Origin of the sequence: Pseudarthrobacter sulfonivorans (genome assembly GCF_024391045.1) — a bacterium.
Lineage (GTDB): Bacteria > Actinomycetota > Actinomycetes > Actinomycetales > Micrococcaceae > Arthrobacter > Arthrobacter sulfonivorans_B.
Genome location: NZ_JANFCZ010000019.1, coordinates 58,220 through 82,250, shown reverse-complemented (window position 1 = coordinate 82,250; position 24,031 = coordinate 58,220). Strand labels below are relative to the sequence as shown.

The following is a 24,031-nucleotide window of genomic DNA, read 5'->3' as shown; positions in this document are numbered from 1 at the left end:
TGAATGCAGGGGCGGCCTGCCGGGCTGCTGCCGGCAGGCCGCCCCTGGTCTCAGCTAGCTGTAGAGGTCCGGCTTGGTGTTGAGCTGGACCTTGACCTTCTCGCCTGACTTCTGGGCCTCCACACCGGCTTCGCAGCAGGCTGCGGTGGCGTAGCCGTCCCAGGCGGTGGGGCCGCCGATTTCGCCGCGCAGCGCGGCGTCCGCCCAGGCCTGGATCTCGACGTCGTAAGCCGTACCGAAGCGCTCCTCGAACCCCGGGGTGACGCTGCCGCCCCACTTGCCCGCGGACTGCACGTACGGTCCGCTGTCCCCGCCAATGCTCACGATGCCGTCCTCGAACGAGGCCTGCGTGGCCACCTGGTAGCCGAACTTGGCGTTGACGTAGATCTCGACGTCGGCCAGGACACCGGATTCGGTTTCCAGCAGGACGTGCTGGGGGTCGTGCTGGCCGTTGGAGGCATTGCGCGTGGCTTTGCCGAGACGGACCTGGACGGAGGTGATTTCCTCACCGGTGAAGTAGCGGATCGCGTCGAACTCGTGGACCACGGAGTCGTTGATGAGCATCTCGTTGGTGAAGCCCTCGGGGGTGCTGGGGTTGCGGTGCTGGTGGTGCAGCATCAGCAGCTCCCCCAGTTCGCTGGTACGGATGATCGAGCCCAGTGCCGCGTACTCGGCGTCGAAGCGGCGCATGAAGCCGACCTGGATGCGCTTACGGCCGGCAGCGACCTCGGCCTGGACAACCTTCCACGCACTCTCCGCATCCGGAGTCAGCGGCTTCTCACAGAGAATCGGGAAGTCCTTCTCCAGTGCCTTGTACAGAATTTCCTCGTGCAGGAAACCCGGTGTGGCGATCAGCACGGCGTTCACGTCACCGTTGTTCAGCGCTTCGTCGGCGTTCGCGAGTGCCACGGCGCCGTCGATCCCTTCGATGGCGGCCTGCGCCCGCGCAAGATCAACGTCGACGACGGCGGCTACTTCAGCGCCGTGGATGCGCGTGCTGAGGCGCTTGATGTGGTCCGCACCCATGCGGCCAGCGCCGATTACGGCTACGCGGAGAGTCTTGGTCACTTTTCTGTCCTTCGTGAGTTCGGTTGAGTTACTGGACGCGGGTGCGGGAACCGCAGGAGAGCAGGTAGTTGCGGGTGCGCTTGGCGATGGGCATCGGGACGTCGAAGGCGACCGGGTACATGTCCTGCTCCACGATGCCGAAGATCGGACGGTCGAGCGCCTCGACAGCTTCGATGACGGCCCGGAGGTCCGGCAGTCCGTTGGGCGGCTCGGTCATCACTCCGGCGAGGTTCGCCGCAGCCCAGGTCATGTTTTCCTCGTTGACCTTTTTGAGGACCTCCGGGTTGATCTGCTTCAGGTGCAAGTAGCCGATGCGGTCCGGGTAGTTCTTGATGAGTTCCAGGCTGGAGGCCCCGCAGTATTCGGCGTGGCCGGTGTCGAGGCACAGGTTCAGGTACTTCGGGTCCGTGGCGGCCAGCAGCGTTTCGATGTCCTGCTGGGCACCGACGTGCGAGTCGGCGTGCGAATGGAACTGCTGTTTGAGGCCGAAGTCCTCCAACAGGACCTTGCCCATGCGGTTGTGGCCGGCAAACAGGTCGGCCCAGGCGGTGTCCGTGAGCTGCCCGCTTTCCACTGCCTCGCCGGTCACGTCGTCACGCCACATGGCCGGGATGACCACAATATGTTCGCCGCCCATGGCCGCCGTCAGCTCCGCCACCTTGCGGGCAGGCTCCCAGGCTTCCTCGTACTGGGCGGCGCCCCGGTGGAAGGCGGTGAAGACCGTTCCGGCGGTGACCTTCAGGTCGCGGGCCTTGAGTTCTTCCGCCAGGCGCGTGGGGTCGTTGGGCAGGTAGCCGTACGGGCCCAGTTCGATCCACTTGTAGCCGGACTCCGCAACCTCGTCCAGGAAACGCTCCCACGGCGTCTGCCGGGGATCTTCCGCAAACCACACACCCCAGGAGTCGGGGGCGGTGCCGATGATGAGCTTGTTCTCGACGTCAGTCATGACTTTTCTTTCTCATCGATTGCTCCGTAGCGGCCCTTTTGGACGCTCAAAACGGCGTTGGGCCCACGCCGGCAGGGTTCCCTGGCCGAGCTTGCGAGGCGAGGGTGCCGGTGGGGAGCAAGCGATGGTGGTTGTTAGTTGGACGGGAAGTTGTAGGACGCGCCGGAGGCGTGGGTGGGCTCGGGCCAGCGGGAGGTGACCACCTTGCCGCGGGTGTAGAAGGACACACCTTCGGGGCCGTAGATGTGCTTGTCACCGAAGAGTGAGGCCTTCCAGCCGCCGAAGGAGTGGTAAGCGACCGGGACGGGCAGCGGCACGTTGATGCCGATCATGCCCACCGTGACGGAGCGCTGGAACGTGCGGGCGTTGGCGCCGGAGGAGGTGAATATCGCGGTGCCGTTGCCGTACGGGTTGGCGTTGATCAGGTTGATGCCGTCTTCGAGGGTGTCAACGCGGACGACGACGAGGACGGGTCCGAAGATTTCCTCGGTGTAGGCAGTCATTTCCGTTTTGACGTGGTCCAGGACGGTGGGGCCCACCCAGAAGCCGTCTTCGTGGCCGGGGACCACGAGGTCGCGGCCGTCCACCACCATCGCCGCTCCCGCGGTTTCGGCTTCGGTGACGATCCTGAGGATGCGCTCTTTGGAGGCCGGGGTGATCACGGGGCCCATTTCGGCGCCGGGCGCGGTGCCGTTGTTGACCTTGACGGCCAGGGCGCGCTCTTCGACTTTCTTCACGATCAGGTCTGCGGCGTCGCCGACGGCAACGGCCACGGAGATTGCCATGCAGCGTTCGCCGGCGGAACCGAACGCGGCGGCGGCGAGGTGGTCCGCGGCGTTGTCGAGGTCGGCGTCGGGCATCACGATGGCATGGTTCTTCGCCCCGCCCAGGGCCTGGACGCGCTTACCGTGCTTGGTGGCGGTCTCATGGACGTACTGGGCGATCGGGGTGGAGCCGACGAAGGAGATGCCGTCCACGTCCGCGTGGGTCAGCAGCCCGTCAACTGTTTCCTTGTCGCCATGCAGGACCTGGAACACGCCGTCCGGGAGGCCTGCCCGCTTCCACAGCTTGGCCAGGAGCATCGAGGCGGAGGGGTCGCGCTCGGAGGGCTTGAGGATGAAGGCGTTGCCGGTGGCGATGGCCATCGGAGCCATCCACAGCGGCACCATCACGGGAAAGTTGAACGGGGTGATGCCAGCGACGACGCCGAGCGGCTCGCGGAAGGAGAAGACGTCGATGCCGGTGGAGACCTGGTCGGAGTAGTCGCCCTTGAGCAGCTGCGGGATCCCGCAGGCAAACTCGATAACTTCCAGGCCGCGGCCGATCTCACCCTTGGCGTCGGAGAGGACCTTGCCGTGCTCAGCGGTGATCAGCTCGGCGAGGTCGTCCACGTGGGCTGCGACGAGTTCGCGGAATTTGAACAAAACGGCGGTGCGCTTGGCCAGGGAAATGTCGCCCCAGCTGTCGGCGGCCTTGCGTGCCGCGGCCACGGTGGCATCCAGATCCGCGCGGTTGGCCAGGCGCAGCTCACCGGAGACGGCGCCGGTGGCCGGGTTGTAGACGGGCTGGGTGCGGGTACCCTCGCCGGCGGTCTCGGCGCCGTTGATGAAGTGGTTGATGGTGACGGTCTCAGTGGATATGGCAGTCATGGGACTCTTCCTTGAGTGGTCGAAAAGGATGAAGTGAAAGGGTTTAGCCGAGCAGCTTGCGCTGGCGGTGCTTGTGGTTTCTGTAGGTCTGGTAGGCCTGCCGGGTCGATTCGAGGTCAGAGACCTGCGAGACAGGCACATCCCACCAGGACTCGGAGCTCGGGGCGTCCAGCAGGGGATCGGATTCGACATGGATCAGGATTGGTCCGCCGCGTTCCGGGGCCGCCTTGGCGTCGCGGATGGCCTGTTCGAGTTCGGCGATGACCTTCTCCCCCGGTTCGATCCGGATCACCTTCACTCCGAGGGACTCGGCGTTCAGGGCCAGGTCCACCGGCAGCGTCTCGCCTTCGTCGAAGCTGTGCTGTTCCTCGTTCAGGGCCCGGTACTGGGTGCCGAACCGCTGGGAGCCAAGCGATTCGGAGAGGGAGCCGATGGACGCGTAGCCGTGGTTCTGGATGAGGACCACAATCAGCTTGATGCGTTCGGCGACGGCGGTAACCAGTTCGGTGTGCATCATCAGGTAGGAGCCGTCCCCTACCATGACGACGACGTCGCGCTGCTCGCCACCGCGGGCGGCTTCGGCCAGCGCCGCACGCTTCACGCCTAGGCCACCCGGGATTTCGTAGCCCATGCAGGAGTACGCGTACTCCACGTGATAGCCGAACGGATCCCGGACCCGCCACATCTTGTGCAGGTCACCGGGCAGCGATCCGGCCGCGCAAATAACGACGTCGGCCGCGTCCATGGCCCGGGACGTCGCACCGATGATTTCGTTCTGGGCCGGAAGGGGCGTGAAGCGGGTGTCGAAGGCCTCGTCCACGGTGGCGTCCCAGCGCTGCTTTTCGGCCGCAACCTGCTGCTCCAGGTCCGCGCCCACACGGTAACCGCCCAGGGCTGCGTTGAGCTTGACCAGGGCCTTGCGGGCATCGGCCACGATGGGCAGCGCGGTCCCGTGCTTGTAGGCGTCGATCGCGGCGACGTTGATGTTGATGAAGCGGACATCCGGGTTCTGGAAGGCGGTCCGCGACGCAGTGGTGAAGTCCTCGTACCGGGTGCCGATACCGATGATCAGGTCTGCTTCGGCAGCGATGGCGTTCGCCGCCGTCGTGCCGGTAGAACCGATCGCGCCGAGGGAGAACCTGTGGTCCCACGGCAGGACGCCGACGCCGGCCTGGGTGTTGCCCACAGGGATACCGGTCAGCTCCACGAACTTGGCCAGTTCATCGTTGGCGTAGGCGTAGAGCACACCGCCGCCGGCGATGATCAGCGGACGCTTCGCGGCACGGATGGCCTCGGCGGCGCGGGCAATGTCCTGGTCGTCCGCCTCGGGGCGCCGGATCCGCCATTCCCGCTCGGCCAGGAATTCCTCGGGGACGTCAAAAGCCTCGGCCTGGACATCCTGCGGCAGCGAGATGGTGACGGCACCGGTCTCGGCCGGGTCGGTCAGGACGCGCAAGCCATGGTGGAACGCGGAGAACAGCTGCTCGGGCCGGGAGACCCGGTCGAAGAACTTGGACAGCGGCCGGAACGCGTCGTTGACGGTGATGTCATAGGCGTAGGGCTGCTCAAGCTGCTGCAGCACGGGGTCCGCGGCGCGGGTGGCGAACGTGTCGGACGGCAGCAGCAGCACCGGGAGCCGGTTCGTGGTGGCCAGCGCAGCACCGGTGAGCAGGTTCGAGGAACCCGGGCCGATCGAGGTGCTGATCGCAAAGGTCTGGCGGCGCCGGGTGTGCCGGGCGTAGCCCACGGCCTGGTGCGCCTGGGCCTGCTCATTACGGCCCTGGTAGTACGGCATGATGCTCGGGTCCTGCTGCTGGTACTGCTTCAACGCCTGGCCCACGCCGGCCACGTTGCCGTGCCCGAAGATGCCGAACGTGCCCGGGATCAGGCGTTCCCGATACTCCGCTCCGTTGATGGAGTCCACCGTGTACTGCTTGGACAAATACTCGACGACGGCCTGCGCCACCGTCATTCTGCGGGTTGCTGTTCCCACGATATTTACTCCGATACTTTCGCTGAGGACTGCAGCACAGGGGTCTTGAGCAGCGACGCGGCCGTAGCGACGGCTCCGGCCACGTCGCCGTCGGCCGGGTAGAGCAGTGTCCGTCCGACGGTGAGGCCCTGGACCCCGGGCAGGGCGAGGGCTGCCTGCCAGCTGGCGAACACTTCGTCCTGTGTGCCCTCCGGATCCCCGCCCAGGAGGACGGTGGGGAGCGTGGTCGCGGCCATCACACGCTCCATCTCCGCCACCACGGGGAGCTTCATCCACGTATATGCGCTCGTGGAGCCCAGGCCTTCGGCGATTGCCACTGATTTGATCACGGCATCCGCACTCAGGTCATTGCGGACCCTGCCGTTCTGCCAGGAAGACAGGAACGGCTCCACCATGGCGATCAGCTTGCGCTCGGCCAGCGAATCGATGACCTTGGCCGTGGCCTCCAGCATGGCCACCGTATCCGGGTCACCCAGGCATATGCGCGTGAGCATCTTCCCGCCGTCGGCCCCCAGCGCAGCCAGCGCAGTCGCGGTATGGCCGGTGAAGCGGTCATCAATTTCGTTCACCAGCCCGGACAGCCCGCCGCGGTTCATGGAACCGAAAAGGAGCTTGCCTTCCAAGGCGCCGAGGAGGAGCAGGTCATCCATGACGTCCGGAGATGCCAGGACGCCGTCCACGGCTGGGTTCGCCAGGGCGATCTGCAGCCGGTCGAGCAAATCACGCCGGTCAGCCATGGCCACAGGATCGTTGCCGACCACCAAGGCGCCGCGGGCGGGGTGGTCGGCGGCGACAATAAAGTTCTGCACACCGTACTTCAGGCCGGGATGGCGACGGCGCGAGGTGGCCGCGCGGGCGACAGCGTCGGGGTCTTCGAGCCGCAGCGCACTGAGGTGCTCATAGCGGCGCGGGTCATCGTTGAGGCTCAAGACGCTGCTCCTTCGGAAACTGTTTCGGGGGATGTGACTGCCGGGGCACCGGTCGTGGCGGGCACCAGGCGGCCCCGTTCGGCCAGCAGCGAGGTGACTTCCTCCGGCGTCGGCATTGCATCGGCACAGGAGAGGCGCGAGGCGACGATGGCGCCCGCCGCATTGGCGAAGTCCAGGACCTGGGCGAGCGGCCAGCCGGACAGCAGCCCATGGCAGAACGCACCGCCGAACGAATCACCGGCGCCCAGCCCGTTGACGGTCTCCACCGGCACCGGTGCCGAAACGACGCGCTCCGTGCGTGTCTTCGCCATAACGCCCTCTGCGCCAAGCTTGACCACGGCAATCTCGACGCCGGCGGCCAACAAACGGTCGGCCTGCTCATCGGGAGTTCCCGCCCCGACGGCGACGGCACACTCCTTGTCGTTGCCGATGGCCACCGTCACGTGCGGCAGAATCTTGGCGACCTGTTCCCGCGCTTCCGCCTCGGAAGCCCAGAACATGGGCCGGTAGTCCAGGTCCAGGACGGTGAACTGGCCGATCTTCAGCTGGTCGCGGTCCCGGGCCTCATGGGCTGCGAGGTGCGCTTCCCGGCTGGGCTCCTGGCACAATCCGGTCACGGTGGACCAGAAGATCCGCGCGTTCCGGATGGCGTCCAGGTCCAGCTCCCCGGCCTTGATCTGGAGGTCCGGCGCGGTGGGGAACCGGCCGTAGAAGTACAGCGGGAACTCGTCCGTCGCGGGCTTGATGGCACAGAAGGTCACTGCGGTGGGCCATTCCTTGACCGGGGTGACGAAGGAATCGTCCACGCCGAATTTCCGCAGCTCGCGGTGCAGGTAGGTGCCGAAGGCGTCATCGCCGGTGCGGGTTATCACGCCGGTCCGGCGGCCGTGCCGGGCAGCAGCCACGGCCACGTTGGAGGGTGAACCTCCGAGGTACTTGCCGAAGGACTGGACGTCCTCCAGGTCCACCCCAATGTCGTTCGGGTAGATATCAACGCTGATGCGCCCGATCGTGAGCAGTTCGTGGTTCACGGTGATCGCGGACCTTTCTGTTGTGAACTCTTGCGGGACGGAGCTCCGGTGCCTTGGGGGCCGCACGTGAGCGGGGCCACAACCACTACTCTGCACCAGATTTCATGTCCTGTCAAAGGTTTGTATTGACATAATTACAACGAGACGTAGCCTTCGAAAAAAGTACTCCGGGCGGTTCGCCAAGAGCCGCGCGAGGCCGCTATTTAGTGGGAACTGCCAGTTCTCCCGTGACATACTGCGCGCGGCCGAAGCCGAACGACCAGTCGCTGGCACTGTTCTCCATGTAGCCCAGGAAGACGTCCTCCCCGGCCACGCCAACCTCGGCCAAGCGCTCGGCGATGGCCGCAAAGAGCGACTGCTTTGCTTCCGGGCTTCGGCCGCCCTGGGTGAAGATCTGGATCATCACCACGCCGGCAGAGCGCTCAAAGCCCAGGCCTGCATCCTGCGCGAAAATTTGGCCCGGAGCGTGCTCGGTGACGATATGGAAGTAGTCCCGCTCGGGAACGCCATACTCCGCCAGGATGGCATCGTGGATCCCGCGGGAGGCGTCCCAGCTCATCGGGACTTCGGCCTGCGTTGACGTCGATTCGAACCAGCGGCATTTGAATTGCTCCTTGAGTTAGTTTGTCCTGACATACTAACAAATCATGCAAGAGTAGGGCAATCATCCCGCCAGCTTCGCGCTGAAGGTTGCCCGACAGAGTTAACGACGACGGCGTCCGCCGCCTTCGGTATGAAGGTGACGGACGCCGTCGTACTTTAAACAGCAAGGCGCTTTAAACAGCAACGCGGGGTCACTCCGCGCCCAATCCAACCTCTGGATCGGGCCGGGAGTGACCCCGCGTTGTGGTGCTGTGGTGCTTAGAGCGCTGCGTAGACCTCGCGCAGCAGGTTGGCGGTCTCAGACGGTGTCTTGCCGACCTTGACGCCTGCGGCCTCGAGGGCTTCCTTCTTGGCCTGGGCGGTTCCGGCGGAACCGGAGACGATGGCGCCGGCGTGGCCCATGGTCTTGCCTTCGGGAGCGGTGAAGCCGGCCACGTAGCCGACAACCGGCTTGGTGACGTTGGCCTTGATGAACTCGGCGGCACGCTCTTCAGCGTCGCCACCGATTTCGCCGATCATGACGATCGCCTTGGTCTCGGGGTCAGCTTCGAACGCGGCGAGGGCGTCGATGTGCGTGGTGCCGATGACGGGGTCGCCGCCGATGCCGATGGCGGTGGAGAAGCCCAGGTCGCGCAGCTCGTACATCATCTGGTAGGTCAGGGTGCCGGACTTGGAAACCAGTCCGATGGGGCCCTTGCCGGTGATGTTGTTCGGGGTGATGCCAACCAGCGCTTCGCCGGGGGTGATGATGCCGGGGCAGTTCGGGCCGATGATGCGGGTGATCTGCTTGCCGTCGGCGTCAACCGTGGCCTGGGCCAGTGCCCAGAACTCGGCCGAGTCCTGGACCGGCACGCCTTCGGTGATCACAACGACCAGGCCGATGCCTGCTTCGATGGCTTCAACAACGGCGTTCTTGGTGAATGCCGGCGGTACGAAGACGATGGAGACGTCGGCGCCGGTTTCGGCCATGGCTTCCTTGACGGTGCCATAAACGTTGATTTCAGCATCGCCGTGCAAGACCGTGGTGCCGGCCTTGCGGGCGTTGACGCCACCGACGATGTTGGTGCCGGCCTTCAGCATCAGGGCGGTGTGCTTGGTGCCTTCGCCGCCGGTGATGCCCTGGACGATGACCTTGGAGTCCTTGTTCAGATAGATAGACATGGTGCGTCCCTTTACTTAGCTGCGTTGGCGAGCTCGGCGGCCTTGTCGGCGCCCTCGTCCATGGTGGCGGCCAGGGTAACCAGCGGGTGGTTGGCCTCGGCCAGGATGCGGCGGCCTTCCTCAACGTTGTTGCCGTCGAGGCGGACTACCAGCGGCTTGTTCGCGTTGTGGCCCAGCTCGGCCAGCGCACCAACGATGCCCTTGGCGACGGCGTCACACGCGGTGATGCCACCGAAGACGTTCACGAACACGGACTTGACCTGCTCGTCGCCGAGGATGACGTCGAGGCCTGCAGCCATGACCTCGGCGGAAGCTCCACCGCCGATGTCCAGGAAGTTGGCGGGCTTGACGTTGCCGTGGTTTTCACCGGCGTACGCAACGACGTCCAGGGTGGACATGACCAGGCCGGCACCGTTACCGATGATGCCCACTTCGCCGTCCAGCTTGACGTAGTTCAGGTCCTGCGCCTTGGCCTTGGCCTCGAGCGGATCTGCAGCGTCCTTGTCCTCAAGCTGTGCGTGCTTGGCGTGGCGGAACTCGGCGTTCTCGTCCAGCGAGACCTTGCCGTCCAGCGCCACGATGTCGCCGGCGCCGGTCCGGACCAGCGGGTTGACCTCCACCAGGGTGGCGTCTTCCTTCTTGAAGACGTCCCAGAGCTTGAGGATCACGTCGGCGACCTTGCCGCGCAGTTCCTCGGGGAAGCCTGCGGCTGCGACGATTTCGTCAGCCTTGGCCTGGTCGATGCCGACGGCGGGGTCGATGGCAACCTTGGCCAGCGCATCGGGACGTTCGACGGCGAGCTGTTCGATTTCCATGCCGCCTTCAACCGAGCACATGGCCAGGTAGTTGCGGTTGGCACGGTCCAGCAGGACGGAGAAGTAGAACTCCTCGGCGATGTCGGCACCCTGGGCAATCATCACCTTTTTGACGGTGTGGCCCTTGATGTCCATGCCCAGGATGTTGGTGGCGTGCTCAAGTGCCTCATCTGCGGACTTGGCTACCTTGACGCCGCCGGCCTTGCCGCGACCGCCTACCTTGACCTGCGCCTTAACAACAGTCACGCCGCCGATTTTTTCGGCTGCTGCTTTTGCTTCTTCTGGGGTGTACGCCACGATGCCGGCAAGCACGGGTACACCGTGCGCCTCGAACATATCGCGCGCCTGGTATTCAAACAGGTCCACGGTTTAGTGTCCTTCTACGTCGAAGTAGTTTCTGTACAGTCGGGCACCGTCGAAGACGATGACCGGGCTGCGGATTGCAAGCACCTGCGGCCAGTCCTAAAACGAGCCACCGTGCGTAATGCTCCACTCGGAACTCTAGTCCTCTCTGAGGACCGGCCCGTTCCACAGTACCCCTTATGTGAGTAAGCACACTATTCTATGGAACGTAGAAAAAGCCCGGGATTACGGGGATTTTGCGTCCTTCGACGGGCCCGGGGCGGCGGTCTCCGCGGGCCGGGAAATGGCTTCGTAATGATCCCTGGTGACGAAGAAGGCGACGCCGCCGGAGACGTTTCCGCACGCTACGCCGTGGTTGTATGCCGAGCAGCGGAGACCGTTCCGTTCCAGGTTGGCGCCGTCGGCCAGGACGGGCAGTTCGCTGACGGGGCCGCTCTTGCTCCCCTTCGGACCGTAGGTGGCCTCCATGCGGGTGACTCCCGACCTGCATTCCCCGTAGGTGGCTTTGTCCGGCGTGAGCAGCGCCGTGCCGCCGAGGTAGCCCAGGCCGGTGCCGGCGCAGTCGTCCTTGGTATCGGCCGCAGCGGGTTTGGGGTAGGCCGCCAGTTCGCAGTGGGCCACGGGAACGGTGGCCAGCCTGGCGTTGGCGCTGTCAGTGAAGCTGTTTTGTTCGTACGGGAGGTTGATGTGCTCGCCTTTGGCCGACGTCAGCGAACACACAATGTTCCGGTCCTCCGTGATGAACGACAGGACGTCCTGGCCGGCCCCGTACCCGGCAGGGTCCACCAGGGCCGCCCGTTCCAGCTGTTCCAGGGGCGGCAAAGGCGGCGGAGCCACGTAGCCCGGGTCATTGGTGGTGACGCTGCAGGCCGTGGCCGCCAGCACAAGAAGGGCGGCCAGGATCCCCAGTACAGTCCGTCGCATGGGCTCCATTATGCTTCATGGCCGCGGCCCGGCCCGGAGGGCGCCCACCGCCGACAGGGCCGCATCTAAGGAGCGCCCCGTGGAGAAGCACCAGTCGGCGAGGCTGAGGTTTCTCGGCGCAACGGATACCGTGACCGGCTCCAGGTACCTGGTCGTGTCACACGGACGGCGGATCCTGGTCGAATGCGGGCTCTTTCAGGGCTACAAACGGATCCGGGATCGAAACCGCGTAGCTTTTCCAGTCAGTCCGGCCAGCCTCGATGCCGTGCTCCTCAGTCACGCCCATCTGGACCACACCGGTTAAGTCCCTGCGCTGGTCCGGGACGGCTTCCGCGGGCCGGTTTATGCAACACCGGGCACCACTGAGCTCTGCACGTTGCTCCTGCCGGACTGCGCGGCCGAACGGTCCATTTCACCGGCGATCTCGGCCGGGCCAATGATCCCCTGATGTTTCCGCCACGGGCCCTGGGTTCCGTCGACGTGCTGGTGACTGAATCCACCTACGGGAACCGGGCACATCCCGCCGGAAATCCTGAAGCCGAACTGGGCGAGATCGTTAATCTCATCGCTAAGAGGCAGGGCGTGATCATGATCGCAGCCTTCGCCGTGGGCCGGGCGGAGACGGTGTTGCTGCACCTGTCGCGTCTGATGATCATCCTTTCCGCCAGCGGCATGCTCACCGGGGGCCGGATCCTGCACCACCTTGAGAACTACGGCCCGATCCTTGCAACGCAATCATCCTCAGCGGATACCAGGCCCCGGGAACCAGGGGTGCGTCCCTCGCCGCGGGCGAGGGACATCTGCGCATCTATGGCCGGGACATCCGGATCGGGGCTGAAGTCATCCAGATGGAAGGCTTGTCCGCCCATGCTGACGCCGACGAGCTGGTCCAATGGCTGCGGTCCGCCCCCGCGGCACCGGCCATGACGTATGTCACCCAGGGGAAGCAGACTCGTCCGACGCCCTCCGCGTCCGCATCAAACACGAACTGGGGTGGCGGGCCCGCGTGCCTGAATACCTTGAATCCGTCTCAATGGACCATCCCGGCTAGCAGCACGCTCCCCGGGGTGTACCTCACGCGTCCAGTTTGGTCAGCGGCGCATAGCGGAGCAGGAGCCGCTTCTCACCGACGTCGAACTTCACCTTGGCAACGGTTTTGTCTCCCGCGCCTTCGAGGGCCAGCACCGTGCCGTTGCCAAAGCTGGTGTGGTTGACCTTGTCCCCCACGCTGACGGCCACGATTTCCTTTTGTGGCTGGACCCTGTTCTTGGCGATGGCAGCGGGCACATCCGCATTGAAACCGGCCGATGAATCCGCGGCGGCCCCCCGGGACGAGCCTGCACCCCAGAAGGAGCCTGAGTACCGGCTGGATCCGATGGACCCGCCACCCGCCCAGCCGCCCGCCTGCCGGCTGGTCCCTTCGCGCTTCCACTCCACCAGCTCGGACGGAATTTCCTCGAGGAACTGGCTGGCCGGGTTGTACTGGCTCTGGCCCCACATGCTGCGGACTTCGGAGCGCGTGACGTACAGCCGTTTCCGGGCGCGGGTCAGGCCCACGTAGGCCAGCCGGCGTTCCTCGGCCAGCTCCTTGGGATCCGTGGCCGAACGCTGGTGCGGGAACAGCCCGTGCTCCATGCCGGTCAGGAAGACCACCGGAAATTCCAGGCCCTTGGCGGTGTGGAGGGTCATCAGCGTCACGACGCCCAGGCGTTTGGCCTCGGCCACCGCGGCGTCGATGTCGGCCCCGGGGGCGTCCGGGATCTGGTCAGCGTCAGCCACCAGGGACACCTGTTCGAGGAACGCGCCCAGGGATCCTTCAGGGTTCTCCTGCTCGTATTCACGCACGACGGCGACGAGTTCCGCCAGGTTCTCCACACGGGACTCATCCTGTGGATCCGTGCTGGAACGCAGCCCGGCCAGGTAGCCGGTCTGTTCCAGGACGGCTTCCAGCGCTGCGGCCGCACCCGAGCCGGCGGCGACTTCGGCGAGGTCATCCAGCAGTTTCACGAAGCCCAGGACGGCGTTGACGGAACGTGTTGCCATGCCCGGGGCCGCCTCGGCCCGCCGGGCGGCCGCCATAAAGGAGGTCCGTTGGCGCTCGGCGAGCGCTGCCACGGCACCCTCGGCGCGGTCTCCAATGCCGCGCTTGGGTTCGTTAAGCACCCGGCGCAGGTTGACGTCGTCGTCCGGGTTGACCAGGACCCGGAGGTACGCGAGCGCGTCCTTGATTTCCTTACGCTCGTAGAAGCGGGTGCCGCCCACCACCTTATACGGCAGACCCACCCGGACCAGCACGTCCTCGATGGAGCGGGACTGCGCGTTGGTGCGGTAGAAGATGGCCACGTCGCCCGGGCGGAGGTTGTCCTCGTCCTGGAGCCGGTCGATTTCCTTGGCGATGAAGCGGGCTTCGTCGTGCTCGTTCTCGCCCACGTAGCCGATGATCTTGTGGCCTTCACCCTCGGCCGTCCAGAGCCGTTTTTCGGGCCGGTTGGGGTTGCGCGAGATGACGGAGTTCGCCGCGCTGAGGATGTTCTGCGTGGAGCGGTAGTTCTGCTCCAGTTTGATGGTGCGTGCTTCGGGGTAGTCCTTCTCGAACTCCACGATGTTCCGGATGTCCGCGCCGCGGAAGGCGTAGATGGACTGGTCCGAATCGCCCACGACGGTCAGCTCGGACGCGCCCGGACCTTCGCCCACGATCTCGCGGACCAGGGCGTACTGGGCGTGGTTGGTGTCCTGGTATTCGTCCACGAGGACGTGCCGGAACCGGCGGCGGTAGGAATCCGCGAGCGCCGGGAAGGCCCGGAACATGTAGACGGTCTCGGCGATGAGGTCATCAAAGTCCATGGCGTTGGCCTGGCGCAGCCGCTGGGTGTATCCCTTGAAGACGTCCGCCACAGCGCTTTCGAAGGGGTCGTTGAAGTTGGCTGAAGAGGCGAAGGAGTCGGCGTCGATGAGCTCGTTCTTGAGCGCCGAGATCTTGTGCTGGATGGCTTTGGGCGCAAACTTCTTGGGGTCCAGGTCCAGGCTCTTGGACACCTGCGTGACCAGCCGCAGGGAGTCGGCGGAGTCGTAGATGGAGAAGTTGGACTTCAGGCCCACGTTGGCCGCTTCCTGGCGCAGGATGCGCACACAGGAGGAGTGGAACGTGGAGATCCACATGATCTTGGCCCGGCCGCCCACCAGGGCCGCGATGCGCTCACGCATTTCGGCAGCCGCCTTGTTGGTGAAGGTGATGGCCAGGATCTCACCGTAGTGGGCCCGGTGCGTGGCGATCAGGTAGGCGATCCTGTTGCTGAGCACCCGGGTTTTGCCAGAGCCGGCACCGGCCACGATCAGCAGCGCGCTGCCGGCATGCTTCACGGCTTCTTCCTGCTGCGGGTTCAGCCCCTGCAGCAGTTCCGCGGCATTCGGCCGGTGGTGCGGCTGGTCCCCGCTGCCTTCTCCATGGGGCTGCTGGGTGGCCCAGCCGCCGGTTGGCTGGGCAGTGTCAGCCGGGCGCTGGTGGCCGGTTCCGCCGCCCAGTTCGGCCGGCTGGGAAAGGCCCTCCGGGCGCGACTTGGTGCGGGCTGAGGCGGCTGATGCGGCCTTGAACGGTCCGTCAGAGTACGGGTCAAACAACATATCCATGGTGCCTACAAGTCTAGGCGGTGGGGCTGACAGTCAGGGCCAGCCTGTGGATAACGCCGGGTTCCCGGCCCCGCGCAGCCAACTGCAGCCGCGCAACACCCCAGCCCCGGCTCAGGTCACCGAGCCCGCCTCAAGGGCCGTACGCAACTCCCGCACCGCGGTCGTACCTCCCGCCATGAACCAATCCAGGCCGTTGATGCGGACGGTGCCCGTGGCGCCGCCTGCGGCCCGGACAATGGCCTGGCCGGGCAGCCAGTCCCATTCCGGGCAGCTGTGCTGGAACCAACAGCCCAGCTCCCCGTCGGCCACACGGCCCAGATCGCAGGACCCGGATCCGAACATGCGCAAGGCCGCGGCCGACGTGGCAGCCGAATGCCAGGGCATGGCACACAGCGGATCCATCAGCCAGGTGGGGTGGATGTACGTTGCCGCGCCAAGTTCCGACAGGGCTGTCCCGTTGCGTGCCCCGCCGTGGTACTGGTACGCCGTCAGGGCCTCGCCGTTGAGCGTTGCAGCCTGTGCCGTCCCGCCGAGCCACAACTTGTCCTCCTCAGGCTGGAAGATCGCGCCCAGCAGCACGTCGGCGGAGTTCTTCAGGGCTATGGCCGAGCACCAGTACGTGGAGCCGTGGAGGAAGTTGTAAGTGCCGTCCACCGGGTCGATCACCCAGGTCCGCCCGCTGGTGCCGGCCACCGAAGCCCCCTCCTCCCCCAGGATGCCGTCCTCGGGCCTGCACCGCTGAAGCTGCTCCAGCACGTAGGCTTCGGCGGCGTGGTCGGCGGCTGTCACGACGTCGGAGATGGAGGTCTTCTGCTGCGACTGCAGTCCGGCCATGCGCATCAGGAGCGCCAGCTGACCGGCCTCGCGCACCAGGGCCGATGCCAGTTGGTAGTCGTCCAGGGCGGGGTCAAGTTCGAGGGCGCTGTGCCTGCCAGTGGTCATGGCACCAGTCTATGCAGCGCCATAATGGTGCCATGGCCAAAACTCCAGCGCAGCGGATCAAGAAGCACGGCTCCAAGGCGGCTGTTCCGCAGCACAGCCTTCCGGCAGTGATCAACCCCACCACGGCCCGCTCCCCGGAGAAGGCGCAGAGCAATTCCAGGCTGATTGTGATCGCGGGCGTGGTGGCCAGCCTTTTCCTGTTCTGGTACCTGCACCTGCTTGTGCTGAACCAGATGACCCAGCTGTCCGGCGGACTGGCGATGCCCGATTCCCTGGTGGGCGGTTTCGACGCGTCCTACGTCGGCCAGTTGAACGCGGTGATGGACGGCGACGCCCGCGGCCAGCTCAACTACATCCATAAGACCGCCGGGACGCTGTTCCCGCTCATCTTCGGTTTCACCTGGCTGCTCCTGATCGGCACCAACGTGGCCAGGAAGGCGGTCCGGTGGGCTCTCTGGGCCGCCCCGCTGCTGTTTGTGGTTCTTCGGCTGTGGAGCAACGTCGCCATCGATTCGGTGCTGGCTGCAGCAACGTCCGACGCCGGCCAGGTCGCCCTGGCTTCGGGCCTCACGGTTGCGGCATGGGTGCTGTTCGTCGTGAGCCTGCTCGCCGGTGGCGCCGCGGTGTTCCTGGGCCGAAAGTCCGCCAAGGCAGCTAAGCCGGGACCGCAGCAGCGGCCCTGATCGCCCGGCGGTGCCGGCGCACGCGCTGGGCAATCACCAGGCCCGCGGCCGCCACGCCAACCGTCACGGGGTACCCCATCAGGCGCTCCAGCGTGCCGGGTTCGGGCACGTCCATCCTGGTCAGGCCGGCTGTTACCAGTGCTGCCAGTGATGCCAGCCCGCACACCAGGACGAACCAGCCCATGGGCGTCTGCCGCAGCCACAACGCCCCCAGCAGCAGCAACGCCGACGCGCCCGCAATGAAGTACATCAGCGCGCCGGCATAGTGCCAGCCGGAACCGACGTCTTCCGGCACCAGTCCCACAATCGTGGTTCCAGCGCCGGCGGTGCCGATCAGGATCCGGACCCAGACGGCGGCCAGCCACGGCTTCCGGTGGCTGCGGCGGACGGTCGCCCCGGGCCGGGCCGCCACGCACAGCAGGGCCGAACTCAACAGGAGCGCACCGAGGAACATGCCCAGGCCCTGCACCACAAAGGATGCGTTCATCAGCCAGTTCAACGGCGAACAGACATCCCGGTCGGCGTGGATTCCGCAGTGAACCGCGCCGAGGTCGCTGATGTAACCGGTCCGCCGGTCGTAGGGCTGCGGGCCGGCCCAGGCGTCGATCACGGCTGCCTCGGCCACAAAATACTGCAGAACGCTCAGCACGGACCAGGCGCCGATGTAATGGCGGGTGGACGCCGTGTCCGGAATATAGACCGCTGCGGGTGCGGACGGCAGGGCTGCACTCATGCAAAGAGCGTAGTACGGCCTCCCACCTTGTATGCTTGTATCCGTGTCCGGACGGACCGGCCCTGCCGGAACAGCGGACACGCGCCCTCGTAGCTCAGTGGATAGAGCACGGCTCTCCTAAAGCCGGTGTCGTTGGTTCGATTCCAATCGAGGGCACTTGAACCTTCCCGCTCCGGACTTTGGCCTGCGCGCCTACCTGCTTGGCCCTTCGCAGGCCGGCCCCGCCGCTGCGGGACAGTGGTCCGTGGAACGGCACCTGCTGGACCGCGCCACCGGCACCCGCGGAACCTTTTCCGGCGTCGTACATTTTGTTTCCACGCACGACGGCGGGCTGACACTGCGCGAGGAAGGCACCATGCGCTGGCCTACTTTTACCGGCCCGGCCTCCCGTGAATACCTTGTGAGGGACGCCGACCGGCCGGACGCCCTGGACGTGCTCTTCGCCGACGGCCGCCCCTTCCACAGGATGAGCTTCACGCCCGAAGCGAACCTCGACCGGCACTGGTGCGATCCCGACACCTATCGCGTGGCCTACCGCTACCGGGGCCCGGACGCGTTCGGCTACACCTGGGACGTCAGCGGGCCGAACAAGGACCTGCTGCTGACGTCGGAGCTGCAGCGGCTAAGCTCGAGGCCGTGAAAGCACGCATTGTTGTCTCCGCCGTCTGCGTCTTCGACGAGGCCGGACGGCTCCTGACCGTCCGCAAACGGGGCACCACCATGTTTATGCATCCGGGCGGCAAACCCGAGCCCGGCGAAACCGCCGTCCAGGCTGCGTCCAGGGAGTTGGCGGAGGAAGTGGGGATCGTCGTTGCGCCGCGCGACCTCGAACTGATGGGTGTCTGGATTGCCGACGCCGCGAACGAGTCCGCCACCGACATTGAAGCCACGGTTTTCCTGGCGCCGGGAACGTGGACAGCCCACCCGGCGGCGGAGATCGCCGAGATCCGCTGGCTGGACCTGGCTGGCCTTGAAGCCGCCGTCGAACAGGGTGCGCCACTGCCCGCCGACCTTGCCCCGCTCCTCACGGACCACATCCTGCCCGAGCTGGCCGCCTCCCGCCGCTGAGCGGGCTTAGAACTCCGGAACTGCCTCTTCGGCGACGGCGGAGGCCTCGGCAAACTGCGTCCGGTACAGCTCCGCATAGCGTCCTTCGGCGGCCAGCAGCTCGGTGTGCGTGCCGCGTTCCACGATCCGCCCGTCTTCCACCACCAGGATGGCGTCCGCGGCGCGGATGGTGGAGAGCCGGTGGGCAATCACGACGGCGGTGCGCCCCTCGAGCGCGGCGCCCAGGGCCGCCTGGACGGCGGCTTCGTTCGTGGAGTCAAGTGCCGCCGTCGCCTCATCCAGGATGACAACCCTGGGCTGCGAGATCAGCAACCGGGCGATGGTCAGGCGCTGGCGTTCGCCGCCGGAAAGGCGGTAGCCGCGCTCCCCCACCACGGTGTCCAGCCCGTCGGGCAGGGACCGGACCATGGTTTCCAACCGTGCCTGCCGGATAACATCCCACATGTCATCCTCGGTGGCGTCCGGCCGGGCGAGCCGAAGGTTGGACGCAATGGATTCGTGGAACAGGTGCCCGTCCTGAGTAACCATGCCCAAGGTGTCCCGCATCGAATCAAAGGTCAGATCGCGCACGTCAACGCCGGTGGATCCGTCAGTGCCGCCAAACCGGACGGCACCGGAATCGACGTCGTAGAGCCTCGAGAGCAGTTGCGCGATGGTGGATTTGCCCGCACCGGAGGAACCCACCAGTGCCACCGTCTGCCCCGGCTCCACCCGGAAGCTGATGCCATGCAGGACTTCGTCGCCGCCGCGGGTGTCCAGGATGGACACGTCCTCCAGGGAGGCCAGGGAGACCTTGTCCGCAGACGGGTAGGAGAAGCGGACGTTGTCGAACTCGACCGAGAGGGGCCCACGGGGTGACTCCACCGCATCGGGTTTCTGCTGGATCAGCGGCTTGAGGTCGAGGATTTCGAACACGCGCTCGAAGCTGACGAGGGCACTCATGATTTCCACGCGTGCGTTGGAGAGGGCGGTGAGCGGGGCGTAGAGGCGGGTGAGCAGCAACGCCAGCACCACGACGTCGCCCGCTGCAAGCTGCCCGCCCAGCGCGAGCCAGCCGCCCAGGCCGTAGACCAGGGCGAGGGCCAGGGCTGAGACGAGCGTGAGGGCCGTGACGAAGGTGAACTGCAGCATGGCGGTGCGGACGCCGATGTCACGGACCCGGCCGGCGCGGAGCGCGAATTCGCGCGATTCCTCGTCAGGGCGGCCGAAGAGCTTCACCAGGGTGGCACCGGGGGCCGAGAAGCGTTCGGTCATCTGGGTTCCCATGGCGGCGTTGTGCGTCGCGGCCTCGCGGCGCAGGTCAGCAAGCCGGGATCCCATCCGGCGGGCGGGAATCAGGAAGATCGGCAGCAGGATCATGGCCAGGACGGTGACAAGCCAGGACTTGTTCAGCATTACCGCAAGCGTCAGGATCAGCGCAACGACGTTGCTGACCACCCCGGAAAGTGTGCCGGCGAAGGCCGACTGCGCTCCGATGACGTCGTTGTTGAGCCGGCTGACGAGCGCGCCGGTTCGGGTGCGGGTGAAGAACGCGATGGGCATCTTCTGCACGTGGTCGAACACCTTGGTGCGCAGATCCACGATCACGCCCTCGCCGATGGTGGAGGACAGCCACCGGGTCACGAGTCCGATCCCGGCCTCGGCAACGGCCACCACGGCGATCAGCGCCGCGAGGCGGATCACCGTCCCGGCGTCCGCCTTCGCGATAATCTCATCCACCACCTGGCCGGCGAGCACCGGTGTTGCCACCGCAAGTACGGCCATCACAATGGACAGCAGCACAAAGGCGATCAGCCTGTTCCGGTGCGGGCGCGCGAAGCTGAAAACCCGTTTCAGGGTTGCCTTCGAGAACGGCTGGGAGCCGCTCGAAGCGCGGGTGATGTTGTACAGGGAGCTCCAGGCAACCCGGTCCATGCTCATTTTGTGGTGCCTTTCGGGGCTGAAGCGTGCAGGAGTTCAGTGACGACGCCGTTCTCCACATTCCACCGGACATCAAGCTGAACGTTTGCCAGCAGGCGCCGGTCATGAGTTACCAACAGCAAAGCACCCTCATAACTTCCCAGGGCCTCTTCGAGCTGCTCAATGGCAGGCAGGTCCAGGTGGTTGGTGGGCTCGTCCAGGACCAGCAGATTGACCCCGCGTGCCTGCAGGAGGGCAAGCGCCGCCCGCGTCCGTTCGCCCGGTGAAAGGGAATCGACGGGCCGCGCGGTGTGGTCCGCCTTCAGCCCGAACTTGGCCAGCAGCGTACGGACCTCGGCCGGGGTCAGGTCCGTCAGGACAGCTTCGACGGCGTCCGCCAGGTTGAGGTGGCCGGCCAGCAGTCCGCGGGCCTGGTCAATTTCGCCGACGGCCACCGAGGCGCCCATCGCGGCGTTGCCTGAGTCCGGTTGCTGGGCGCCCAGGAGCAGGCGCAGGAGCGTTGACTTGCCGGCGCCGTTGGGGCCCGTGATGCCGATCCGCTCCCCCGCATTCAGCTGTAGGTTGACCGGTCCGAGCGTGAAATTCCCCTGCTTGACGACGGCGTCCCGCAAGGTGGCCACCACCCCGCTGGACCGCGGCGCCTGGCCGATGCTGAACTGCAGCTGCCATTCCTTCCGCGGCTCCTCCACCACGTCCAGCCGGGCGATCCGGGACTCCATCTGCCGCACCTTCTGGGCCTGCTTCTCGGAGGATTCAGTGCTTGCCGCGCGGCGGATCTTGTCATTGTCCGGGCTTTTCTTCATGGCATTCCGCACACCTTGCGAGCTCCACTCGCGCTGGGTCCGGGCCCTCGAGACCAGGTCCGCCTTAGTGGCGGCAAACTCCTCGAACTTTTCCCGGGCGTGCCGCTTCACCACCGCACGTTCCTCCAGGAAGGCCTCGTAGCCGCCGTCGTACACGGCCACGGAATTCTGGGCCAGGTCCAGTTCCACGATGGTGGTCACGCAGCGGGCCAGGAACTCGCGGTCGTGCGAGACCAGCACCACGCCGCCGCGCAGGCCCTGGACGAAGGCTTCCAGTTTGGCGAGTCCGGCCAGGTCCAGGTCGTTCGTGGGTTCGTCCAGCAGCACTATGTCGAAGCGGCTCAGCAGGAGGGCGGCGAGCGCCACTCGGGCGGCCTGGCCGCCGGAGAGGCCGGTCATGGGGGCGTCGTGGCCGGTGTCAAGGCCGAGGTCGGCCAACACGGCCGGAATGCGTTCGTCGAGGTCAGCGGCGCCGGACGCCATCCAGCGGTCGAAGGCGAGGGAGTAAGCGTCATCCGCGCCGACGGCGCCGGAGCCCAGCGCTTCGGCCGTGGACTCCATGTCGGTGGTCGCCTGGGCGCACCCGGTGCGCCGGGCGATGTATCCCGCCACGGTTTCTCCCGGGACGCGTTCGTGTTCCTGGGGAAGCCAGCCCACAAAGGCGTCGGCGGGCGCGAGGCTGACACTTCCGTCCTGCGGCTGGTCAACTCCGGCCAGCAGGCGCAGCAGGGTGGATTTGCCGGCGCCGTTGGCGCCCACCACGCCCACCACATCGCCGGGAGCCACCGTGAGGGAGAGCTTGGAGAAAAGTGTCCGGTGGTCGTGGCCGCCGGACAGGTCTTTGGCAACAAGGGTTGCAGTCATGGCTAGGTCTGTCCTCTCGCCCGGCCGGCGGACCGCCCGAATCAGCCGGAATTACGCGGAATCCGCAGCATGCCGGCCCGCAAAAGTGCCGGGACACTAAAGAGCCCGCCGGTCCGGACTTGGGGGGTGTACGGACCAACGGGCTCGACCATCAAGCATAGTCGACTCCGCAGCCGGCAACAAACCGCCGGCTGCGAGCAGGCTAAAATCAGGGTTGACCTATCCGTTCAGCAGAGAGCCGATATGCCCATTCCTGCCAAGGCGTTCCAGCGCTGGCTGCACGGTATTGCCCCCGATACGAGCATCTCTGACATCTGCCGGGCTGCCGGCATCAAACGGAGCACCCTGGCCCAGCAGTTGGTGCGGGGCAAGGTTGCCGGCGCGACGGTAGTGAGCGTCAGCCGCGCCTACAACGTCAACCCCGTCTCCGCACTGGCCGGCTTCGACGCCTACCGCTCACTGGCGGAACCGTGCGGCTCACCCGCCACAGCGGAGCTGGTCAGCCAGATTTCCACGCCGGACCTTCTGCGGGCCATTCTCCAGCGTTCCGCCGCTGAGCCGGCCGGGCATGCTGCAGGTCCCCCGGCAACGGATCACGGTCCTGCCGCACCGCCAGCGCTGGACCCGCCCCCGCATGGCACGTCGGTCAAGAACTGGGTGGAAGCAATCGACGACGGCGAGTTGCGGCACCGGGTCTCGGCCGCCACCGGGATCGCGCCGCAAAACTTCTCCGCGCAGCTGACGGCCAACCGGCTCTCCCCGGAACTGGCGATCGCCACGGCTGCGGCGGCCGGTGTTGGTGCCGCCAACGGCCTGGTGGCCACCGGACTCATCACGGAGGCGGAGGCGGGCTGGCCTCCCGGGGCCCGGCGAGCTGCGCTGGACAGTATGACCGACGGCGAACTGACCACCTTGGCAGGGGAACGGCTGCAAAGCCTCGGCAGGGCCCTCCGCCGGCAGGAACATGACCAAGAACGAACCGACAAGATCTGGGAGAACCTGGGATGATCGAGATCCTCCAGTGGTCCACATTGGCTGCCTGCGGCCTGGTTGCCGCGGCCCGCGTGCCCAGCGCCCTGCGCGGGAATAACAGGACACTCTTCTACATCTTTGCCCTGATCACGCTGGCCATCCTCCTCAGCATCCAGGCGCCGTATGTGGCCATTGATCAGGCACTGGGAGGCATCAATGTAGCCAACCTCATCCTCCGCCTGGTCATCTTCGGCGTCATCTATTTCATGGGGATCCGCATCAGCAAGGGCTTTGATGCCCACCACGCCTACCGGCTGATTACGGGACGGACGGGGATGGCGGTCCTGGCGCTGACGTCGCTGATTGTGATGGCTGTCTTCCTCATGATGGATACCGCCGGTTCCTCCGCGGGCCTGGTGGCGGTATCAGCCAAGGACAGCCGCAATGGACTGCTGGTTGAGTACTACGGAGCCGCCGGCCGCGCCTACCCCGCCTATGTGGCACTCGTTCTGCTGCCGGCCATGGCCAGCGCGGTCCGCAGCAGTCTTCCGGCGCTGGTTCGGGTGGCGGCCGCCTTTTTAGCCGTCGGCGCCGTCGCGGTCGGCCTGACCCTGGTGTTCCCGCTGATCCCGCCGGAGTTCGGGTCCGTAGAGTTTGTCATCAACTACACGGCTGTGCTCTGCTTTGTGCTGGGGCTGGCCCTGATCGGCGTCGCTGGCCTGATTCACCGACGGCACCACCCTCTGCCCAGGACATCTACCGCAAAGTAACCGGGCTGGCTTTCACAAAATCATTAGACGTGACACAATCATGAATGTGTGAAGGCGGCGCTCGGGTGTTTTCGAACGGGGATAACTTCTTGGACGCCCGCCTGCCCAGAAGTCTTTGCACACATTGGGGGGATGAGTGGTGGCGGCCGTTGGGGACCGCCCCCACT

The 24,031-nt window shown here is 66.0% G+C and carries 19 protein-coding genes, 1 tRNA gene and 2 pseudogenes; 7 read left to right on the top strand and 15 right to left on the bottom strand.

Annotation, left to right across the window (positions count from 1 at the left end; translation table 11 throughout):
• Positions 1-54: 54 nt before the first annotated feature.
• The 10 genes and pseudogenes from NQJ30_RS13325 to NQJ30_RS13280 form a co-directional block, all read right to left on the bottom strand.
• Positions 55-1,068, bottom strand: a complete 1,014-nt coding sequence (locus NQJ30_RS13325) for a Gfo/Idh/MocA family protein (protein ID WP_255770413.1) — start codon at positions 1,066-1,068, stop codon at positions 55-57.
• A gap of 28 nt (positions 1,069-1,096) precedes the next feature.
• Positions 1,097-2,014, bottom strand: a complete 918-nt coding sequence (locus NQJ30_RS13320; RefSeq protein WP_255770412.1) for a sugar phosphate isomerase/epimerase family protein — start codon at positions 2,012-2,014, stop codon at positions 1,097-1,099.
• Between the two features lie 134 nt (positions 2,015-2,148).
• A complete protein-coding gene (locus tag NQJ30_RS13315) occupies positions 2,149-3,663 on the bottom strand; it encodes a CoA-acylating methylmalonate-semialdehyde dehydrogenase (RefSeq protein WP_255770411.1) in 1,515 nt (504 codons plus the stop codon).
• Positions 3,664-3,706: 43 nt separating this feature from the next.
• Positions 3,707-5,635 (bottom strand): 3D-(3,5/4)-trihydroxycyclohexane-1,2-dione acylhydrolase (decyclizing), encoded by a 1,929-nt coding sequence (gene iolD, locus NQJ30_RS13310; protein WP_255770425.1) that lies wholly within the window; start codon positions 5,633-5,635, stop codon positions 3,707-3,709.
• A gap of 26 nt (positions 5,636-5,661) precedes the next feature.
• Positions 5,662-6,585: a Cgl0159 family (beta/alpha)8-fold protein gene (locus NQJ30_RS13305; protein WP_255770410.1), complete on the bottom strand. Its 924-nt coding sequence runs from the start codon at positions 6,583-6,585 to the stop codon at positions 5,662-5,664.
• Positions 6,582-7,616: a 5-dehydro-2-deoxygluconokinase gene (iolC, locus tag NQJ30_RS13300; RefSeq protein WP_255770409.1), complete on the bottom strand. Its 1,035-nt coding sequence runs from the start codon at positions 7,614-7,616 to the stop codon at positions 6,582-6,584. The genes NQJ30_RS13305 and iolC overlap by 4 nt, the downstream gene beginning before the upstream one ends.
• Positions 7,617-7,815: 199 nt before the next feature.
• A pseudogene (locus NQJ30_RS13295) lies at positions 7,816-8,218 on the bottom strand (tautomerase family protein).
• 259 nt (positions 8,219-8,477) lie between these two features.
• Positions 8,478-9,380 (bottom strand): succinate--CoA ligase subunit alpha, encoded by a 903-nt coding sequence (gene sucD, locus NQJ30_RS13290; RefSeq protein ID WP_255770408.1) that lies wholly within the window; start codon positions 9,378-9,380, stop codon positions 8,478-8,480.
• A gap of 11 nt (positions 9,381-9,391) precedes the next feature.
• Entirely contained in the window at positions 9,392-10,561 is a 1,170-nt protein-coding gene (sucC, locus tag NQJ30_RS13285; RefSeq protein ID WP_255770407.1) for an ADP-forming succinate--CoA ligase subunit beta, read from the bottom strand.
• Positions 10,562-10,783: 222 nt separating this feature from the next.
• Positions 10,784-11,491 carry a hypothetical protein gene (locus NQJ30_RS13280; protein WP_255770406.1) on the bottom strand — a complete coding sequence of 236 codons (708 nt, stop codon included), beginning with the start codon at positions 11,489-11,491 and terminating at the stop codon, positions 10,784-10,786.
• A gap of 94 nt (positions 11,492-11,585) precedes the next feature.
• Between NQJ30_RS13280 and NQJ30_RS19175 the strand changes: the two are divergent.
• Positions 11,586-12,533: pseudogene (locus NQJ30_RS19175) on the top strand (MBL fold metallo-hydrolase RNA specificity domain-containing protein).
• Between the two features lie 23 nt (positions 12,534-12,556).
• On the opposite strand, the gene pcrA reads toward NQJ30_RS19175, so the two are convergent.
• Entirely contained in the window at positions 12,557-15,103 is a 2,547-nt protein-coding gene (gene pcrA / locus NQJ30_RS13270) for a DNA helicase PcrA (RefSeq protein WP_374113264.1), read from the bottom strand.
• Between the two features lie 117 nt (positions 15,104-15,220).
• The gene (locus NQJ30_RS13265) at positions 15,221-16,051 is read right to left on the bottom strand and encodes an inositol monophosphatase family protein (protein WP_255770404.1); all 831 of its coding nucleotides are present in this window, start codon (positions 16,049-16,051) and stop codon (positions 15,221-15,223) included.
• 32 nt (positions 16,052-16,083) lie between these two features.
• Here NQJ30_RS13265 and NQJ30_RS13260 point away from each other — a divergent pair, with 32 nt between their 5' ends.
• Positions 16,084-16,734 (top strand): hypothetical protein, encoded by a 651-nt coding sequence (locus tag NQJ30_RS13260; protein ID WP_255770403.1) that lies wholly within the window; start codon positions 16,084-16,086, stop codon positions 16,732-16,734.
• On the opposite strand, the gene NQJ30_RS13255 is transcribed toward NQJ30_RS13260, so the two are convergent.
• On the bottom strand, positions 16,706-17,467 hold the full coding sequence (locus tag NQJ30_RS13255) for a DUF998 domain-containing protein (protein WP_255770402.1): 762 nt from the start codon (positions 17,465-17,467) through the stop codon (positions 16,706-16,708). The genes NQJ30_RS13260 and NQJ30_RS13255 overlap by 29 nt on opposite strands.
• Positions 17,468-17,550: 83 nt before the next feature.
• On the opposite strand from NQJ30_RS13255, the gene NQJ30_RS13250 reads away from it, so the two are divergent.
• From NQJ30_RS13250 to NQJ30_RS13240, 3 genes are all read left to right on the top strand, one after another.
• Positions 17,551-17,623 (top strand) — tRNA-Arg (locus NQJ30_RS13250).
• A gap of 1 nt (position 17,624) precedes the next feature.
• Positions 17,625-18,107 (top strand): DUF6314 family protein, encoded by a 483-nt coding sequence (locus NQJ30_RS13245; protein ID WP_255770401.1) that lies wholly within the window; start codon positions 17,625-17,627, stop codon positions 18,105-18,107.
• Entirely contained in the window at positions 18,104-18,535 is a 432-nt protein-coding gene (locus tag NQJ30_RS13240; protein ID WP_255770400.1) for an NUDIX hydrolase, read from the top strand. The genes NQJ30_RS13245 and NQJ30_RS13240 overlap by 4 nt, the downstream gene beginning before the upstream one ends.
• A gap of 6 nt (positions 18,536-18,541) precedes the next feature.
• Here the strand turns inward: NQJ30_RS13240 and NQJ30_RS13235 are convergent, their stop codons facing one another.
• Together NQJ30_RS13235 and NQJ30_RS13230 are read right to left on the bottom strand one after the other, a co-directional pair.
• Positions 18,542-20,455 (bottom strand): ABC transporter ATP-binding protein, encoded by a 1,914-nt coding sequence (locus NQJ30_RS13235; RefSeq protein WP_255770399.1) that lies wholly within the window; start codon positions 20,453-20,455, stop codon positions 18,542-18,544.
• A complete protein-coding gene (locus NQJ30_RS13230) occupies positions 20,452-22,122 on the bottom strand; it encodes an ABC-F family ATP-binding cassette domain-containing protein (RefSeq protein WP_255770398.1) in 1,671 nt (556 codons plus the stop codon). Before NQJ30_RS13230 ends, NQJ30_RS13235 begins: the two co-directional genes overlap by 4 nt.
• Positions 22,123-22,365: 243 nt before the next feature.
• Between NQJ30_RS13230 and NQJ30_RS13225 the strand changes: the two genes are divergently transcribed.
• Together NQJ30_RS13225 and NQJ30_RS13220 are read left to right on the top strand one after the other, a co-directional pair.
• Entirely contained in the window at positions 22,366-23,130 is a 765-nt protein-coding gene (locus tag NQJ30_RS13225; RefSeq protein WP_255770397.1) for a hypothetical protein, read from the top strand.
• Entirely contained in the window at positions 23,127-23,864 is a 738-nt protein-coding gene (locus tag NQJ30_RS13220) for a hypothetical protein (RefSeq protein WP_255770396.1), read from the top strand. Before NQJ30_RS13225 ends, NQJ30_RS13220 begins: the two co-directional genes overlap by 4 nt.
• Positions 23,865-24,031: the final 167 nt, after the last annotated feature.